This is a genomic window from Pseudomonas sp. S2_C11 (genome assembly GCF_054668395.1).
In genome coordinates, this window is record NZ_CP162765.1 from 5,148,786 (window position 1) to 5,165,275 (window position 16,490).

12 protein-coding genes and 1 pseudogene are annotated in these 16,490 nt (G+C 60.9%); 9 read left to right on the forward strand and 4 right to left on the reverse strand.

All coding sequences use genetic code 11. The features are described from left to right. Positions 1-81: 81 nt before the first annotated feature. On the reverse strand, positions 82-822 hold the full coding sequence (ompR, locus tag AB4N48_RS23185) for an osmolarity response regulator transcription factor OmpR (RefSeq protein WP_016772186.1): 741 nt from the start codon (positions 820-822) through the stop codon (positions 82-84). A 358-nt stretch (positions 823-1,180) separates the two neighbouring features. Here ompR and AB4N48_RS23190 point away from each other — a divergent pair, with 358 nt between their 5' ends. The 7 genes from AB4N48_RS23190 to tauD all read left to right on the forward strand — a co-directional run bounded on the left by AB4N48_RS23190 (position 1,181) and on the right by tauD (position 9,647). Continuing rightward, positions 1,181-3,505: a Tex family protein gene (locus AB4N48_RS23190; RefSeq protein WP_305381979.1), complete on the forward strand. Its 2,325-nt coding sequence runs from the start codon at positions 1,181-1,183 to the stop codon at positions 3,503-3,505. Next, a complete protein-coding gene (locus AB4N48_RS23195; RefSeq protein WP_052392141.1) occupies positions 3,505-3,888 on the forward strand; it encodes a PaaI family thioesterase in 384 nt (127 codons plus the stop codon). The genes AB4N48_RS23190 and AB4N48_RS23195 overlap by 1 nt, the downstream gene beginning before the upstream one ends. Positions 3,889-4,135: 247 nt before the next feature. After that, a complete protein-coding gene (gene gshA / locus AB4N48_RS23200) occupies positions 4,136-5,719 on the forward strand; it encodes a glutamate--cysteine ligase (protein ID WP_041477477.1) in 1,584 nt (527 codons plus the stop codon). A 329-nt stretch (positions 5,720-6,048) separates the two neighbouring features. Continuing rightward, positions 6,049-7,026 (forward strand): taurine ABC transporter substrate-binding protein, encoded by a 978-nt coding sequence (gene tauA, locus AB4N48_RS23205; protein ID WP_024011179.1) that lies wholly within the window; start codon positions 6,049-6,051, stop codon positions 7,024-7,026. Between the two features lie 15 nt (positions 7,027-7,041). Continuing rightward, positions 7,042-7,836 carry a taurine ABC transporter ATP-binding subunit gene (gene tauB, locus AB4N48_RS23210; RefSeq protein ID WP_041477476.1) on the forward strand — a complete coding sequence of 265 codons (795 nt, stop codon included), beginning with the start codon at positions 7,042-7,044 and terminating at the stop codon, positions 7,834-7,836. Further along, positions 7,833-8,666 carry a taurine ABC transporter permease TauC gene (gene tauC, locus AB4N48_RS23215; protein ID WP_252868608.1) on the forward strand — a complete coding sequence of 278 codons (834 nt, stop codon included), beginning with the start codon at positions 7,833-7,835 and terminating at the stop codon, positions 8,664-8,666. The genes tauB and tauC overlap by 4 nt, the downstream gene beginning before the upstream one ends. 138 nt (positions 8,667-8,804) lie before the next feature. Next, a complete protein-coding gene (tauD, locus tag AB4N48_RS23220) occupies positions 8,805-9,647 on the forward strand; it encodes a taurine dioxygenase (RefSeq protein WP_252868607.1) in 843 nt (280 codons plus the stop codon). A 199-nt stretch (positions 9,648-9,846) separates the two neighbouring features. On the opposite strand, the gene mgrA is transcribed toward tauD, so the two are convergent. Continuing rightward, positions 9,847-10,884, reverse strand: coding sequence for an L-glyceraldehyde 3-phosphate reductase (gene mgrA / locus AB4N48_RS23225; RefSeq protein WP_460094380.1), 1,038 nt, complete (start codon positions 10,882-10,884; stop codon positions 9,847-9,849). A gap of 537 nt (positions 10,885-11,421) precedes the next feature. Here mgrA and AB4N48_RS23230 point away from each other — a divergent pair. Beyond that, positions 11,422-11,681: pseudogene (locus tag AB4N48_RS23230) on the forward strand (hypothetical protein). 24 nt (positions 11,682-11,705) lie between these two features. Here AB4N48_RS23230 and betT read toward each other — a convergent pair. Both betT and epsC read right to left on the reverse strand, forming a co-directional pair. Then, positions 11,706-13,667 (reverse strand): choline transporter BetT, encoded by a 1,962-nt coding sequence (gene betT, locus AB4N48_RS23235; RefSeq protein ID WP_256808615.1) that lies wholly within the window; start codon positions 13,665-13,667, stop codon positions 11,706-11,708. A 473-nt stretch (positions 13,668-14,140) separates the two neighbouring features. Continuing rightward, a complete protein-coding gene (epsC, locus tag AB4N48_RS23240; protein ID WP_024011175.1) occupies positions 14,141-15,067 on the reverse strand; it encodes a serine O-acetyltransferase EpsC in 927 nt (308 codons plus the stop codon). Positions 15,068-15,257: 190 nt separating this feature from the next. On the opposite strand from epsC, the gene AB4N48_RS23245 reads away from it, so the two are divergent. Then, positions 15,258-16,250, forward strand: a complete 993-nt coding sequence (locus AB4N48_RS23245) for a D-cysteine desulfhydrase (protein ID WP_256808594.1) — start codon at positions 15,258-15,260, stop codon at positions 16,248-16,250. Positions 16,251-16,490: the final 240 nt, after the last annotated feature.

The window sequence follows — 16,490 nt, forward strand, 5'->3', positions numbered from 1 at the left end:
TGCTCGCATATTGCGGATTGCGAGTCTGTGGCAATGGCCGTGCGACCAGAGCCTTGCAGACCCGCTCCTACAAATCACCGATCACTTGGTGGCGGTGCCATCCGGTACGAACACGTAACCCACGCCCCAGACGGTCTGGATGTAGCGCGGTTTCGACGGATCGGGTTCGATCATGCGGCGCAGACGCGAGATCTGCACGTCGATGGAGCGCTCCAGCGCATCCCATTCACGGCCACGGGCGAGGTTCATCAGCTTGTCGCGGGTCAGCGGCTGACGCGCGTTCATCACCAGCGCCTTGAGTACCGCGAACTCACCGGTGGTGAGCATGTGCACTTCATCGCCACGCTTGAGCTCGCGGGTCGCCAGCGACAACACGTAATCACCGAAGGTGACGTTTTCGTCTTCACTGCCTGGCGCGCCCGGCACCGGTGCGGCCTGACGGCGCAATACCGCTTTGACCCGAGCCATCAGCTCGTCCGGGTTGAACGGCTTGGCCAGGTAATCGTCGGCGCCCAGTTCAAGGCCCTTGATACGGCTCAGCTCATCGCCCTTGGCGGTGAGCATGATGATCGGAATCTGGTTGTTCGCGCTGCGCAGACGGCGGCACGCGGTCAGGCCGTCTTCGCCCGGCAGCATCAGGTCGAGAACGACCAGATTGAACACTTCACGCGCCAGCAGACGGTCCATCTGCTCAGTGTTCGGAACGGTACGGGCACGGTAGCCCTTGCTGACGAAGAAACGCTCCAGCAGGCTGCTCAGCCCCGGATCGTCATCAACGATAAGAATTTTTTCGCCTTCAGCCGTTTGTGCAGTGCTGCTCATTGGATGCTCCTTTTAGCTCGGCGCGCATTATGGCGTAGCTGTCGTTATACGCACCGTGCGCATTGTTAGCAGATTTTTCCTTCACTGCCAGAAAACCGGGGTTTATGCCTACAGCCTGCAACGCCCCCGAATGACAGAACGCTGGTTATAATGCGCGGCGTTTTGCGCCAGGCAACGTCTGAATCGTTACCGTAAGTGGCCGGTATTTTTTCCGGCCCTGTGCAGTAACTGTTCGATTTCACGGGTCAATGGGCAGCTTCTTGATCCAGGCAGCGGCAATTTTCCAGCCGCTCAATCAGCCTCCAGGCCATTATCTGCGTGCCTGCGAGCCTGCTTTCATACTATGTCAGGTGGTTTTATGGACAGCATCAACAGCCGCATCGCCGAGGAACTCGGCGTACGCCCACAACAGGTCGAAGCGGCCGTCGCGCTACTCGATGAAGGTTCTACCGTCCCCTTCATCGCCCGTTACCGGAAAGAAGTCACCGGCAGCCTCGATGACACCCAGTTGCGTCATCTGGAAGAGCGCCTGCGCTACCTGCGAGAACTCGACGAACGGCGCATCAGCATCCTCGCCAGCATCGAAGAGCAAGGCAAGCTCACCCCTGCCCTGGAACGCGACATCAAGCTCGCCGACACCAAAACCCGTCTCGAAGACTTGTACCTGCCGTACAAGCAGAAGCGCCGCACCAAGGGCCAGATCGCCCTCGAAGCCGGCCTCGGCGAACTGGCCGACGGCTTGTTCAACGACCCGAACCTGTCGCCGGAAACCGAAGCCGCACGCTTCGTCGATGCCGAAAAAGGTGTGGCCGACGTCAAGGCTGCGCTGGAAGGCGCCAAGTACATCCTCATGGAGCGCTTCGCAGAAGACGCCAGCCTGTTGGAAAAGCTGCGTAATTTCCTCAAACAGGAAGCGATCCTCAGTGCCCGCGTCATCGCCGGCAAGGAAGAGGAAGGCGCCAAGTTCCGTGATTACTTCGAACACGACGAGCCGCTGAAAAGCATGCCATCGCACCGTGCCCTGGCGATTTTCCGTGGCCGCAACGAAGGCATTCTCAGCTCCGCGCTGAAAGTCGGCGATGAGCTGCCCGGCACGATGCACCCGTGCGAAGGCATGATCGCTCAGCAGTTCGGCATCCAGAACCAGAACCGCCCGGCGGACAAATGGCTCGGTGAAGTGGTGCGCTGGACCTGGAAGGTCAAGCTCTACACCCACCTGGAAACCGACCTGCTCGGCGAGTTGCGCGATGGCGCCGAAACCGAAGCGATCAACGTTTTCGCGCACAACCTGCACGACCTGCTGTTGGCCGCTCCGGCAGGCCCGCGCGCGACGCTGGGCCTCGACCCGGGCCTGCGTACCGGCTGCAAGGTGGCCGTGGTCGATTCGACCGGCAAGCTGCTCGACCACGCCACGGTTTACCCGCACGTGCCGCACAACAAATGGGATCAGACCATCGCCATCCTCGCCGCGCTATGCGCCAAGCATTCGGTGGACCTGATCGCCATCGGCAACGGCACTGCCAGCCGCGAGACCGACAAGCTGGCGATCGAGCTGATCAAAAAATATCCAGCGATGAAAATGACCAAGGTCATGGTTTCCGAAGCCGGCGCCTCGGTGTACTCGGCGTCGGAACTGGCGGCCAAGGAATTCCCGGACCTCGATGTGTCGATCCGTGGCGCCGTGTCGATCGCCCGTCGCCTGCAGGATCCGTTGGCCGAGCTGGTGAAAATCGATCCGAAATCCATTGGCGTCGGCCAGTACCAGCACGACGTCTCGCAGCTGAAACTGGCGCGCGGTCTGGACGCCGTGGTCGAGGACTGCGTGAACGCCGTGGGCGTGGATGTGAACACCGCCTCCGTGGCCTTGCTGGCACGGATTTCCGGCCTCAATGCGACGCTGGCGCAGAACATCGTTGCTCACCGTGACGAACACGGCGCGTTCAAGACCCGTGCAGCGCTGAAGAAAGTCGCGCGACTGGGCGAGAAAACCTTCGAACAGGCCGCCGGTTTCTTGCGCGTGATGAACGGCGACAACCCGCTGGATTCGTCGGCGGTGCACCCGGAAGCCTATCCACTGGTGCAGCGCATTGCCGCTGAAACCGACCGCGACATTCGCTCGCTGATCGGCGATGCCGCGTTCCTCAAGCGTCTGGACCCGAAGAAATTCACCGACGAAACCTTCGGTCTGCCGACTGTCACCGACATCCTGCAAGAACTGGAAAAACCCGGTCGCGACCCACGTCCGGAGTTCAAGACTGCCGAATTCCAGGAAGGCGTCGAAGACCTCAAGGATCTGCAACTGGGGATGATCCTTGAAGGCGTGGTGACCAACGTGACGGCGTTTGGTGCATTCGTCGACATCGGCGTGCATCAGGATGGTCTGGTGCACATCTCGGCGCTGTCGGAGAAGTTCATCAAGGACCCGCGCGAAGCGGTCAAGGCCGGTGACGTGGTGAAAGTGAAGGTCATGGAAGTCGATATCCCGCGCAAACGCGTCGGTCTGTCGATGCGCATGAGCGACACTCCCGGCGAGAAAATCGATGGCGCCCGTGGCTCGCGTCCGGGCTCGGCACCGCGCCAGTCTTCGGGCAACGCGCCGCGCAAGGAAACCACCACCGCCGCGCCGGTGAACAATGCGATGGCCTCGCTGTTCGCCAACGCCAAGCAGTTGAAGAAACGCTGATGGAAATGCCGGCCGGGCTCGTCGAGAGCGCGTTTTTCAAGCTGTTGGGCTGTCGCCTGCACAGTCTCGAAACCGGGGTGGCGCAAGTCGCCCTGGCGCTTGAGCCCGAACTGCGCAACCGCGGCGGCAAACTGCACGGCGGCGCGCTGTTCAGTCTGGTCGACATCGCCATGGGCCTGGCTTGTTCCAGCAGCCATGGCTTCGATCAGCAGAGTGCGACCATCGAATGCAAGATCAACTACATCCGCGCCGTTTCCGACGGCGAGGTGCTGTGCACGGCGCGGGTGATCCACCCGGGCCGGCGCACGCTGGTGGTCGAAGCCGAGGTGGTGCAGGGCGACAAACTGGTCGCAAAAGCGCAAGGCACCTTCGCTGTCCTGTAGATGTTGCTCATCATTTTGAGTTAATTTCGGCGCAACGAATCCTGTGGGAGCTGCCGAAGGCTGCGATCTTTTGATTTTGTTTTTCAACAGCAAGATCAAAAGATCGCAGCCTTCGGCAGCTCCTACGGGTTCATGTGTGCGGCTGACAGGCTAGAAAACCAGGCGATAACGCCAGTTTCAACTTCACCCTTGTAGACCGTCTTGCCCACCCCCATATTGGGGCGACTGACGCGTGAAGGAATCCAAATTGAGCGAACTTCTCAACCGCCGCCTGGCTCTGCTCGGCGAGCGCGCTAACCTCTCTCTGCTCAAGCAGTGCCTGCACGGTATCGAACGTGAATGCCTGCGCGTGACCAGTGAAGGTCGCCTGGCGCAAACGCCGCACCCCGAAGCCCTGGGTTCCGCGCTGACCAACGAACAGATCACCACCGACTACTCCGAGTCGCTGCTGGAATTCATTACGCCTGCCCTGCCGGATCCTGCCGACACGCTGGCGAGCCTGGACAAGATTCATCGTTTTGCCTACAGCAAACTCGGCAACGAGTACCTGTGGAGTCCATCGATGCCGTGCCCGTTGCCGGCCGAGGAAGATATTCCGATCGCCTATTACGGCACCTCCAACATCGGTCAGCTCAAGTACGTTTATCGCAAGGGCCTGGCCCTGCGCTACGGCAAGACCATGCAATGCATTGCCGGGATTCACTACAACTTTTCCCTGCCGGAACAGCTCTGGCCATTGCTGCGCGAGGCCGAAGGTTTCGTCGGCACCGATCGCGATTTCCAATCGGTTTCCTACATCGCGTTGATTCGCAACTTCCGTCGCTACAGCTGGCTGCTGATGTACCTGTTCGGTGCCTCGCCGGCGCTGGACGCCGGCTTCCTGCGCGGGCGTTCGCATCAGCTCGAGCAGCTCGATCCGGACACGCTGTATCTGCCGTACGCCACCAGCCTGCGCATGAGCGATCTCGGTTATCAGAGCAATGCCCAGGCCGGCCTGACACCGTGCTACAACGACCTGGCGAGCTACACCGACAGCCTGCGCGAAGCCGTGGCCACGCCCTACGCGCCATACGTGGAAGTCGGCACGCACAAGGATGGCGAGTGGGTGCAGCTCAACACCAACATCCTGCAGATCGAAAACGAGTACTACTCCAACATCCGCCCGAAACGCGTGACCTACACCGGCGAGCGGCCGATCCAGGCGCTGATGGCGCGCGGCATCCAGTACGTCGAAGTGCGCTGCCTGGACATCAACCCGTTCCTGCCGATGGGCATCGACCTCACCGAATCGCGCTTCATCGACGCCTTCCTGCTGTACTGCGCGCTGAACGACAGCCCGCTGCTGACCAACACTTCGTGCGGCAACGCCACCTCGAACTTCCTCAGCGTGGTCAAGGAAGGTCGCCGTCCGGGCCTGCAATTGCAGCGTGACGGTCAACCGGTCGAGATGAAGCAATGGGCGGCCGAACTGCTGGAACAGATTGCTCCGCTGGCGGCGATGCTCGACCAGAGCGTCGGCGGCGATGCCCACAGCAAGGCCCTGGATGCGCAACTGGCCAAGGTCAACGACCCGTCCCTGACCCCATCGGCGCAGGTGCTGGCGGCCATGGCCGAGCACAAGGAAAGCTTTGCGCAGTTCTCCCTGCGCCAGAGCCAGACCCACGCCGAGTTCTTCCGCAGCGAGCCGTTGGCGGCTGACGAGCAAGCGAAGTTTGAAGAGCTGGCGCGCGCGTCGCTGGCACAGCAGACCGAGCTTGAGCAGAACGAGGTTGGCGATTTCGATGTGTTTGTCGGCGCGTATCAGGCGAGCATCCTCGCCATCAGCAATTAAAAGCCCCTCACCCTAACCCTCTCCCAAAGGGAGAGGGGACTGACCGCGTTGTTCTTGCGAGCTACACCGACCTGAAATACCGGGCCGAACTCAGGCCTTGAAAAGCATGAAGATCAGCTCCCTTTCCCCCTCGCCCCCTTGGGGGAGAGGGCTGGGGTGAGGGGGCAAAGTTCTGACGTCGAACGAATCATCCGAAATCCCCACACCCTCTCCTATCCTTAGATTTTTCCGCTCATATGCTCATTCGAAAAAGTTATTTATTTATCGATTCTTAGATCATTTAGTCTCCATTCACGCCGACATTCGGTCGCCTGATCTGGAGCTCTCAATTGAAACTGAATTTCCCGCTTCGCCTGCTCGCCGCCGCCTCGCTGGCCGCTGCAAGCTTCCTGGCCCAGGCGGCCGATCTCACCGTCGCCTACCAGACTACCGTCGACCCGGCCAAGGTCGCTCAGGCCGACGGCGCCTACGAGAAAGCCACCAAGGCCGATATCAGTTGGCGCAAATTCGATAACGGTGCCGACATCATTGCCGCCATCGCTTCCGGCGATGTGCAGATCGGCTATCTCGGTTCGAGCCCGTTGACCGCTGCGATCACGCGCAAAGTGCCGGTCGAAACCTTCCTGATTGCCACGCAGATCGGCGCCGCTGAAGCACTGGTCGCGCGCGACGGTTCCGGCATCAAGACTCCGCAGGATCTGATCGGCAAGAAAATCGCCGTGCCGTTTGTGTCCACCGGGCACTACAGCCTGCTCGCCGCGCTGAAGCATTGGAACATCGACCCGTCGAAAGTCACCGTGCTCAACCTCGCGCCGCCAGCCATCATCGCCGCATGGAAACGCGGCGACATCGACGCCACTTACGTGTGGGATCCGGCACTGGGCGTCGCCAAGGAGAACGGCAAAGTGCTGATCACTTCCGGCGAACTGGCCAAGTTCGGCGCGCCGACCTTCGACGCGTGGATCGTGCGCAAAGACTTCGCCGAAAAGCACCCGGAAATCGTCACCGCGTTCGCCAAGGTCACCCTCGACGCCTACGCCGCTTACCGCAAGGATCCGCAGGCCTGGCTGGCCAACCAGAGCAACGTCGACAAACTGGTCAAACTCTCCGGCGCCAAGGCCAGCGACATTCCATTGCTGTTGCAGGGCAACGTCTACCCGCTGGCGGCAGATCAGGTCAGTGACCTCGGCGCGCCGACCACCAAAGCCATCACCGACACCGCCGCGTTCCTCAAGGAGCAAGGCAAGGTCGAAGCCGTGCTGCCGGACTACGCGCCTTACGTCAGCGCCAAATACATCACCAACTGATCGGGAGATACAGCGATGGCCTTGCTACAGCTGGAGCGCATCAGCGCACAGTACCCGGGCAGCCCGGAGCCGGTGCTGGCGGATATTTCTCTGACCCTGGGGCCGCAGCAATTGCTGGTCGCCCTCGGCCCGTCCGGCAGTGGCAAGACTTCGCTGTTGAACCTGATTGCCGGCTTCGTCGAGCCGAGTGCCGGGCGCATCACCCTTGACGGCGTGCCGGTCAAAGGCCCGAGCGCCGAACGTGGCGTGGTGTTTCAGGACGACGCTTTATTGCCTTGGCAGGACGTACTGGCCAACGTCGCCTTCGGCCTCGAACTGGCCGGTGTCGGCAAGGACAAGCGGGAAAAAATCGCCCGTGAAATGCTCGCGCTGGTCGATCTTGCCGGCTTCGAAGACCGGCGCATCTGGCAATTGTCCGGTGGCCAGAAACAACGCGTCGGCCTCGCCCGCGCCCTCGCCGCCGATCCGCGCGTGCTGCTGATGGATGAGCCGTTCGGTGCGCTTGATGCGTTCACTCGCGAGCAGATGCAGGAGCTGTTGCTGCAAGTCTGGCAGCGCACTGCCAAACCGGTTTTCCTGATTACCCACGACATTGAAGAAGCGGTGTTCCTCGCCACGGACCTGATTCTGCTGGCACCGAATCCGGGGCAGATCGTCGAGCGCCTGCAATTGGATTTTGGTCAGCGTTATGCCGCTGGCGAGTCGGCCCGCGCGATCAAGTCCGATCCGCGTTTTATCGAAACCCGCGAGCACGTGCTGAGCAAAGTCTTCTCGCAACGCAGCGCCGTACCCCGGCAGGAGCGCGCATGAGCAGTTACGACGTTTCCGCTGCGGCGGTGAAAACACCTTCGGTGAGCATCCCGGTGCGCCGGTGCCTCAGCACTCGCTGGATCAGCCTGCTGACCCTGTTCGGCCTGCTGGCGATCTGGTGGGCGGTGACCGCGACCGGCCTGATCGAACCGCTGTTCCTGCCGCCACCCTCTGCCGTGCTGCAAAAGGGCTGGTTGCTGGCGACCTCGGGGTACATGGATTCGACGTTATGGCAGCACCTGGGCGCGAGCCTGAGCCGCATCGGCCTTGGTCTGGTTTTTGCCATTCTGACCGCCGTGCCGGTGGGCATTGCCATTGGCGCCAACCGCATCGCTCGCGGTGTGCTCGATCCACTGATCGAGTTCTACCGCCCGATCCCGCCGCTGGCGTATCTGCCGCTGATCGTGATCTGGTGCGGCATTGGCGAGTTGTCGAAAGTGCTGCTGATCTACTTGGCGATTTTTGCGCCGATTGCGATTGCCACCGCGACGGGTGTGCGCACGGTTGATCCAGCAAAACTGCGCGCGGCGCAGTCGTTGGGCGCAACGCGCGTGCAGTTGATTCGCCATGTGATTCTGCCCAGCGCTCTGCCGGACATTCTCACCGGCGTGCGCATTGGCCTGGGGGTTGGCTGGTCGACCCTGGTTGCGGCCGAACTGATTGCTGCCACCAGCGGCTTGGGTTTCATGGTGCAGTCGGCCGCGCAATTCCTGGTCACCGATGTCGTGGTGCTGGGAATTCTGGTCATCGCCCTGATCGCCTTCGCCATGGAAATGGGCCTGCGCGCATTGCAGCGCAGACTGGTGCCATGGCACGGCCAGGCGCACTGAAGCATTTTTGAATCACACCTGTAGGAGCTGCCGAAGGCTGCGATCTTTGACTTTGGTTTTGACCAAAACAAGATCAAAAGATCGCAGCCTTCGGCAGCTCCTACAAAGGGTGGTTTCACCGAATTGAAGAGAAAGACCATGAGCACCCTCAACATCACCCCGTTAAGCTCGGCCCTCGGCGCGCAGATCAGTGGCGTCGACATCAGCCAGCCGCTGAGCCTGGAACACCGCGACGCCATCGAACAGGCGTTGCTCAAATATCAGGTGTTGTTCTTCCGCAACCAGCCGATCGAGCCGGCACAGCAGGCACGCTTCGCGCATTATTTCGGCGACCTGCACATTCACCCGATCTACCCGAACGTGCCGGAACAACCGGAAGTGCTGATCCTCGACACCGCCGTCACCGACGTGCGCGATAACGCGATCTGGCACACCGACGTGACCTTCCTGCCAACGCCCGCGATGGGCGCAGTGCTCAGCGCCAAGTTGCTGCCGGAGTTCGGTGGCGACACGTTGTGGGCCAGCGGAATCGCGGCATATGAAGCGCTGTCGGTGCCGATGAAAACCCTGCTCGAAGGGCTGACAGCGACCCACGATTTCACCCGATCGTTTCCGCTCGAGCGCTACGGCAACACGCCTGAGGCGCTGGCGCAGTGGGAAGAAGCGCGGCGCAAGAATCCGCCGCTGTCGCACCCGGTGATTCGCACCCACCCAGTGAGCGGGCGGCGCTCGCTATTCGTCAATGAAGGATTTACCTCAAAGATCAACGAATTGTCGGAAACCGAGAGCGAGGCGATTCTGAAGTTTCTGTTCGCCCACGCGACACGGCCGGAATTCACCATTCGCTGGCGCTGGCAGAAGGACGACATCGCCTTCTGGGACAACCGCGTGACGCAGCATTACGCGGTGGATGATTACCGCCCGGCGCGGCGGGTGATGCAGCGGGCGACGGTGTTGGGGGATGTGCCGTTTTTTCGCTGAGCCCTTTTAAAGGCAAAAGCCCCTCACCCTAACCCCTCCCGGAGGGGAGAGGGGACTGATTGGGGATGCTGTAGAAGTACGCCGACCTGAACGTACTTTGCTGAATCCATAATCGACTCGGTATTTCAGGTCGATGTAAGACGCAAGACACCTCGGTCGGCTCCCTCTCCCTCTGGGAGAGGGCTGGGGTGAGGGTGGCTCACTCCGCCGTCGAAGGCTTCTCCCAAAGATTGATCCCGCCCTCCTGGGCAAACCGGTCAATCTCCGCCAGCTCTTCAGCACTGAAATGCAGATTCTTCAGCGCCCCGACGTTCTCGATGATCTGCTCCGGCCGGCTCGCGCCGATCAGTGCCGAGGTCACTCGTGGATCACGCAGGGTCCACGCCAGTGCCAGTTGCGCCAGGCTCTGGCCGCGACGCTGGGCGATCTCGTTCAACGCTCGCACGTGAGCGATGTTGGCCTCGGACAAGTGCGAAGCCTGCAGCGAGCCGCCGCCCGGGCGATTGACTCGCGCATCGGCCGGCACGCCGTTGAGGTATTTGTCGGTGAGCAAGCCCTGCGCCAGCGGCGTGAACGCGATGACGCCCGTGCCGAGTTCATCGGTGGTGTCGAGCAGATCCTTTTCCACCCAACGATTGAGCAGGTTGTACGCCGGCTGATGAATCAGCAGCGGCACTTTCCACTCTTTCAGCAGCCCGGCCATCTCGCGGGTTTTCACCCCGGAATAGGACGAGATACCGATGTACAGCGCCTTGCCCTGCTGCACAGCGGTGGCGAGGGCGCTGGCGGTTTCTTCCAGCGGGGTGTCCGGGTCGAAGCGGTGCGAATAGAAGATGTCCACATAGTCCAGACCGAGGCGTTGCAGGCTCTGGTCGAGGCTGGCCAGCACGTATTTGCGCGAACCGCCGCCCTGACCATACGGGCCGGGCCACATGTCCCAACCGGCCTTGCTGGAGATGATCAGCTCGTCGCGATACTGCTTGAAGTCTTCGCGCAGCAGGCGACCGAAATTGATCTCGGCGCTGCCGTATGGCGGGCCGTAGTTGTTGGCCAGATCGAAATGATTGATGCCCAGATCGAACGCGGTGCGCAGCAAGGCACGCTGGGTCTCGATCGGCGTGCTGTCGCCAAAGTTGTGCCACAGGCCCAACGACAAGGCCGGCAGCACCAGACCGCTGCGACCGACGCGGCGGTAAGGAATGGAGTCGTAGCGGTTTTCGGCAGCGGTGTAAGTCATCGAATCCTCTCTTGTCTGTCTTTTAGTCATCAGAAACCGGACACCTTTGTGGCGAGGGGATTTATCCCCGATGGGTGGCGAAGCCGCCCCAAAACCTGAAACCTCGGTGAATCTGGTGTACCGAATGCGCTGGTTTTACGACTGCTTCGCAGCCGAACGGGGATGAATCCCCTCGCCACAAAAGCCCCATCAATCATGCAAAGCGATTTGCAGGTCGAACCAGCCCCAAGTTCTGCCGCAACGTCCGGCCTTCATATCCAGTCCTGAACAACCCGTCCAGCATACGCCCAAGCGGCGCGACGCCGACCTCCGGTTCGACCAATTGCTGAAACGTTTCACATTTTTTCCTGCGCTTCAGCCTCGCTGGATTGGCCATGCTCAAAGTGACACCGAGTTGGCCCCTTCGCGAGCAGGCTCGCTCCCACAGACTTCTCCTGTGAACATGAAATTCATGTCCAGCCGAGATCCATTGTGGGAGCGAGCCTGCTCGCGAAGGCGGCCAATCAGGCAACACCCATTCACCAGGCGAAAACTGCCATGCACATCACCATCATCACTTTCTCCGGCCTGGTCCTGCTCGCACTGATGCTTTACATCGGCGACCCCATTGGCTTCAGCCGCCAGACCATGGCCTACCGCTTCGCAGCGCTATGGCTTGCGATGACCCTGATCAATGGCGCAGTCGGCGTAGTTCATGCGGGCGGCCGCTGGGTACGGAAATAGCGCTTGGCAGCGCGGTATTCGGCGTGCCGGCAGCAGCAATGGTGTTGTTCATGCTGCTGAGCGCCGAGTCCTGAGCAGACCCGGCGCGCAGCCGTCGGTCAACGCACCAGATGCAGGAACTGCATGTGCCGTTCGTACTGGTCGAGGATGTCGTTGATGATCTGCTCTTTGGTGTAGCCGACCAGATCGTAGTCCTGACTGCCCTCGCTCAAGTGCACTTCGGCGCGGTAGTAGCGGCGATTGTTGAGTTGCTTGGAACCCATGCCGCCACGCGCGAACGATGGCGTGAAGTAGCCGCGCATCTGCACCTGATAGATGAACGGATGCTGCTCGCCATGGCCGATTTCCAGGCTGACGTTGTCATGCGCCGGATCCGGCTGGGTAACCACGTGCAGGCCTTTTTCGACGAACACGGCGGTCACTTCTTCGATCGCCGGGCGGACGGTGCTTTCCATGAAGCGGTACACCTCGTCGCGGGACGGGAAGTGCACGGCCTGACTCAGGCGCTGACGCCAGCCACCGGTGCCACGCCGCGAACCGGAGACCGGCGCCAGCGAATGCAACTGCGCGATCTGCTTCTGCGACTCCAGATAGAACGCCTTGTGCAGGCCCCACATCATCAGCAGCAGAATCAACGAGAACGGCAATGAGGTCAGCACCACCGCCGACTTCAACGCGTCGATGCTGCCGGAAAACAGCAGTGCGCTGGTGATCAGCGCGGTCATCGCACCCCAGAAGACCCGCAGCCATTTCGGCCCGTCTTCATCCGGGTTGCCGCCTTTCGCCGACAGGGTGGAGAGCACCACGGTGCCGGAATCCGCAGACGTCACGAAGAACACGAAGCTGATGAACACCGTCACGGCGATGACAGTCTTGCTCCACGGATAGGTTTCCAGCAGCAGATAAATGCTCATCGACGGATTGTCGATGGCCGACATGCCCAGCGCACTCATGCCGTGATTGAGCACTTGATCCAGGGCGCTGTTGCCGAAGATCGACATCCACGCCAAGGTGAAACCGAGCGGAATCAACAGCACGCCGAAGACGAATTCACGGATGGTGCGGCCACGGGAAATCCGCGCGATGAACAGGCCCACGAACGGCGACCATGCGATCCACCAAGCCCAGTAGAACACGGTCCAGCCGCCCAGCCAGTCGCTCGGTTTGTCGTAGGCGTAGAGGTCGAAACTCTTCATCGGCAGCGCGCCGAGGTAATCGCCGACGTTCTGGATCAGGGTGTTGAGCAGGTGCTGAGTCGGCCCGGCAAACAATACGAACAGCAGCAGTCCGCAGGCCAGCAGCATGTTGATGTCCGACATCACCCGTACGCCTTTGTCGACGCCGGAGACGGCCACAATGATCGCCGCACCCATCATCAGTGTGATCAGGCCGACCTGAATCCACTGCGTGTGGGCGATGCCGAACAGGTAGTCCAGCCCGGAGTTCAGATGCAGCACGCCGAAGCCCATGTCGGCACCAAGACCGAACACCGTGGCGATGATGCCGAAGCCGTCCACCGCATAGCCGATCGGGCCGTTGATGCGTTTGCCGATCAGCGGATACAGCGCCGAACGCAGGGCCAGCGGCAGGTTGTGCCGATAGGCGAAATAGGCCAGTGCCATGCCGACGAAGGCAAACACGCCCCAGCCATGAAGGCCCCAATGCAGGAACAGGATCTGCATCGCCTGGCGTGCCGCATCCGCCGTGCCCGCGTCGCCTTGCGGTGGCTGGAGCATGTGGGTCAGCGGTTCGGAGACGCAGAAGAAAAACAGCGTGATGCTGATCCCGGCGGCGAACAGCATGCCGGCCCAGGACAGGTAACTGAATTCGGGTTCGTCGTGGTCGGCACCGAGTTTTATCTTGCCGTAGCCGGATAAGGCGGTGACCACCACGAAGATCAGATACAGGGTCATCGCGAGCATGTAGTACCAGCCGACCGTGTTGGCCGCCCAGTTTTGCGCTTCCAGCAACCAGGCGCCGGCCTGCTCGGGGATGGCGATGACGACAAGACCAAACAGCAGAATGACCGTCGCGGCGAAGTAGAACACCGGCGGATTCATGCGCACCAGACCGCTGGCGGGGGTAGACGATGCACTCATGAAAGGTGCACCTCGAAGGGTTGAAACGTGGCTGAAATGATCGGACTCAGCAAAGGCAAGCCTCCTGTTGTGAGCGGGCAGCGAACCACCGGTTTAACTTGAATGAACGTTCAAGTTAAACATGAATGGGGTGGTAAGGACTAATCGCAGGGCTGGGCGGTAGGTTTCCTACAGCGCCCGAGGAGGTTTATGACGCGGGTTTTGTGAGATTCGTTCACTGCGCCAAGCAAGAATCAAAAGCCCCTCACCCTAACCCTCTCCCAGAGGGAGAGGGGACTGATTGGGGGATGTTCAGAATGTGCGCCAACCTGAGGAAACCGTGCCGAATCCATAATCGACCCGGTATTTAAGGTCGATGTATGACGCAAAACACCTCGGTCGGCCCCCTCTCCCTCCGGGAGAGGGCTGGGGTGAGGGGAAAAGGATTCCACGGCCTACTTCTGCGTCCCGTCATCATGCTGCAGATTTGCCTGCGTCAGATTCGCCCCCGCCGGCACACTGCGCGTCAGCCAGACGTTGCCGCCAATGGTCGAGCCCTTGCCGATGGTGATCCGTCCGAGAATCGTCGCCCCGGCATAAATCACAACGTCATCCTCAACGATCGGGTGGCGCGGGTGGCCCTTCTGCAACTGGCCGTCCTCATCCGCCGGAAAGCGCTTGGCACCCAAAGTCACCGCCTGATAAATGCGCACCCGCTCGCCAATGATCGCGGTTTCGCCAATCACTACGCCTGTGCCGTGATCGATAAAGAAACTGCGGCCGATCTGCGCGCCCGGGTGGATATCGATGCCGGTCGCCGAGTGCGCGATCTCCGCGCTGATCCGCGCCAGCAACGGCAGCCCGGCGCGATACAGATGGTGCGCCAGTCGATGGTGAATCACCGCAAGAATGCCCGGATAGCACAGCAGCACTTCGTCAACGCTGCGTGCCGCCGGGTCGCCGTGATAAGCCGCAAGCACATCGGTGTCGAGCAGCGTGCGCAGGCCCGGCAAGGCCAAGGCGAAATCCTGCACAATCTGAATGGCGCGGGTCTCTACTTCACTGTCGTCCTGCGCACTGTGGCGGGCAACGTAACGCAGCTCCAGTCGTGTCTGCGCCAGCAAAGCATTCAGCGCTACATCAAGTGTGTGGCCGACGTAGAAGTCTTCACTTTCTTCACGCAGATCGACCGGCCCCAGACGCATCGGGAACAGCGCGCCACACAGCGCCTCGAGGATCTCCGCCATCGCCGCACGCGACGGCAACTCGCGCCCACCCTGCTCCCCTGAAGCGCGACCATTCTGTGCGCGCCACTGATCCCGCGCGCTGCGCAGCTGGCTGACGATGGTCTGCAATTGCCAATGGCTGGAACGCTCGCTCACGGTAAAGACTCCTCACGGGCGGCCGGACTGTCTGGCCGCGTCAACGGCGCCTACTTTACGGCATGCCTTTGCCGACGAATTAAGAACCGATAGTGCTGGCCCCAGTCCATTTGGCTATAAGCGATTGGCGGTTGCCCGGGCAAAAACGCGTGCCTATAGTCCTTTCATTCTTCTGCGCCAGTACGGACCCATGATCAAACAACAGCTGCAACGCTTCCCCCGTCTCGAACTGCTGAGCCACCCTACTCCGCTGGAAAAACTCGAACGCCTGTCCACCTGGCTTGGTCGCGAGGTGTACATCAAGCGCGATGACCTGACGCCGCTGGCGATGGGCGGCAACAAGCTGCGCAAACTCGAATACCTGGCCGCCGACGCGCTCGCGCAAGGTGCTGACACGCTGATCACGGCCGGTGCGTTGCAATCGAACCACGTGCGCCAGACCGCCGCGCTGGCCGCGAAACTCGGCCTCGGTTGTGTGGCGCTGCTGGAAAACCCGCTCGGCACTGATGATGGAAATTACACCGGCAACGGCAACCGCTTGCTGCTGGATCTGTTCGACACCAAAGTCGAGCTGGTCGACAACCTCGATAATGCCGACGAACAACTGGCCGCCCTGGCCGTGCGCCTGCGCAGCAACGGCAAGAAGCCGTATCTGGTGCCGATCGGCGGCTCCAACGCCCTTGGTGCTCTGGGTTATGTGCGCGCCGGGCTGGAACTGGCTGAGCAGATCAAGGACAGCGGCCTCGATTTCGCCGCTGTGGTGCTGGCTTCAGGCAGTGCCGGTACTCACAGTGGTCTCGGACTGGCGCTGAGTGAGGTGCTGCCGCAACTGCCGGTGATCGGCGTGACCGTTTCGCGCAGTGAAGAAGATCAGCGCCCGAAGGTTCAGGGTTTGGCCGAATGCACCGCTGAGCTGCTGGGCATCGAGTTGCCGGCCAGTTTCAAGGTCAAGCTGTGGGACGAATATTTCGGCCCGCGTTACGGCGAGCCGAATGCCGGTACTTTGGCGGCGGTGAAACTGTTGGCGGCTCAGGAAGGTCTGTTGCTTGACCCGGTGTACACCGGCAAGGCCATGGCCGGCCTGTTAGACGGGATTGGCCGGCAGCGATTCGATGACGGCCCGATCATCTTCCTGCACACCGGGGGCGCGCCGGCGTTGTTTGCCTACAAGGATTTTCTGTAAGAGCAGATCAAGAGATGGTGATTGTTCCCCACGCAGAGCGTGGGAATGATCTTATGCAGAAAGTGAATATCAAAATTGATATTAAGTATTTTCAAGTCTAACGATCACATCTTATAGTCTCGCCGCAGGCGAATTTCGGGCGAGACGCTTAAGCTGCTTTAAGGCAGGATAGCGCTGTCGTCCAGATCACCAATTTGCCTACATTCCTTAAGCGTCTTCCATAAGAAAACACAGGGGCTT

What these genes read in the sequence shown, in the direction of transcription:
- ompR (WP_016772186.1), bottom strand. Translation starts at nt 822, where the DNA reads ATGAGCAGCACTGCACAAACGGCTGAAGGCGAAAAAATTCTTATCGTT.
- AB4N48_RS23190 (WP_305381979.1), top strand. Translation starts at nt 1,181, where the DNA reads ATGGACAGCATCAACAGCCGCATCGCCGAGGAACTCGGCGTACGCCCA.
- AB4N48_RS23195 (WP_052392141.1), top strand. Translation starts at nt 3,505, where the DNA reads ATGGAAATGCCGGCCGGGCTCGTCGAGAGCGCGTTTTTCAAGCTGTTG.
- tauB (WP_041477476.1), top strand. Translation starts at nt 7,042, where the DNA reads ATGGCCTTGCTACAGCTGGAGCGCATCAGCGCACAGTACCCGGGCAGC.
- tauC (WP_252868608.1), top strand. Translation starts at nt 7,833, where the DNA reads ATGAGCAGTTACGACGTTTCCGCTGCGGCGGTGAAAACACCTTCGGTG.
- tauD (WP_252868607.1), top strand. Translation starts at nt 8,805, where the DNA reads ATGAGCACCCTCAACATCACCCCGTTAAGCTCGGCCCTCGGCGCGCAG.
- mgrA (WP_460094380.1), bottom strand. Translation starts at nt 10,884, where the DNA reads ATGACTTACACCGCTGCCGAAAACCGCTACGACTCCATTCCTTACCGC.
- betT (WP_256808615.1), bottom strand. Translation starts at nt 13,667, where the DNA reads ATGAATCCGCCGGTGTTCTACTTCGCCGCGACGGTCATTCTGCTGTTT.
- AB4N48_RS23245 (WP_256808594.1), top strand. Translation starts at nt 15,258, where the DNA reads ATGATCAAACAACAGCTGCAACGCTTCCCCCGTCTCGAACTGCTGAGC.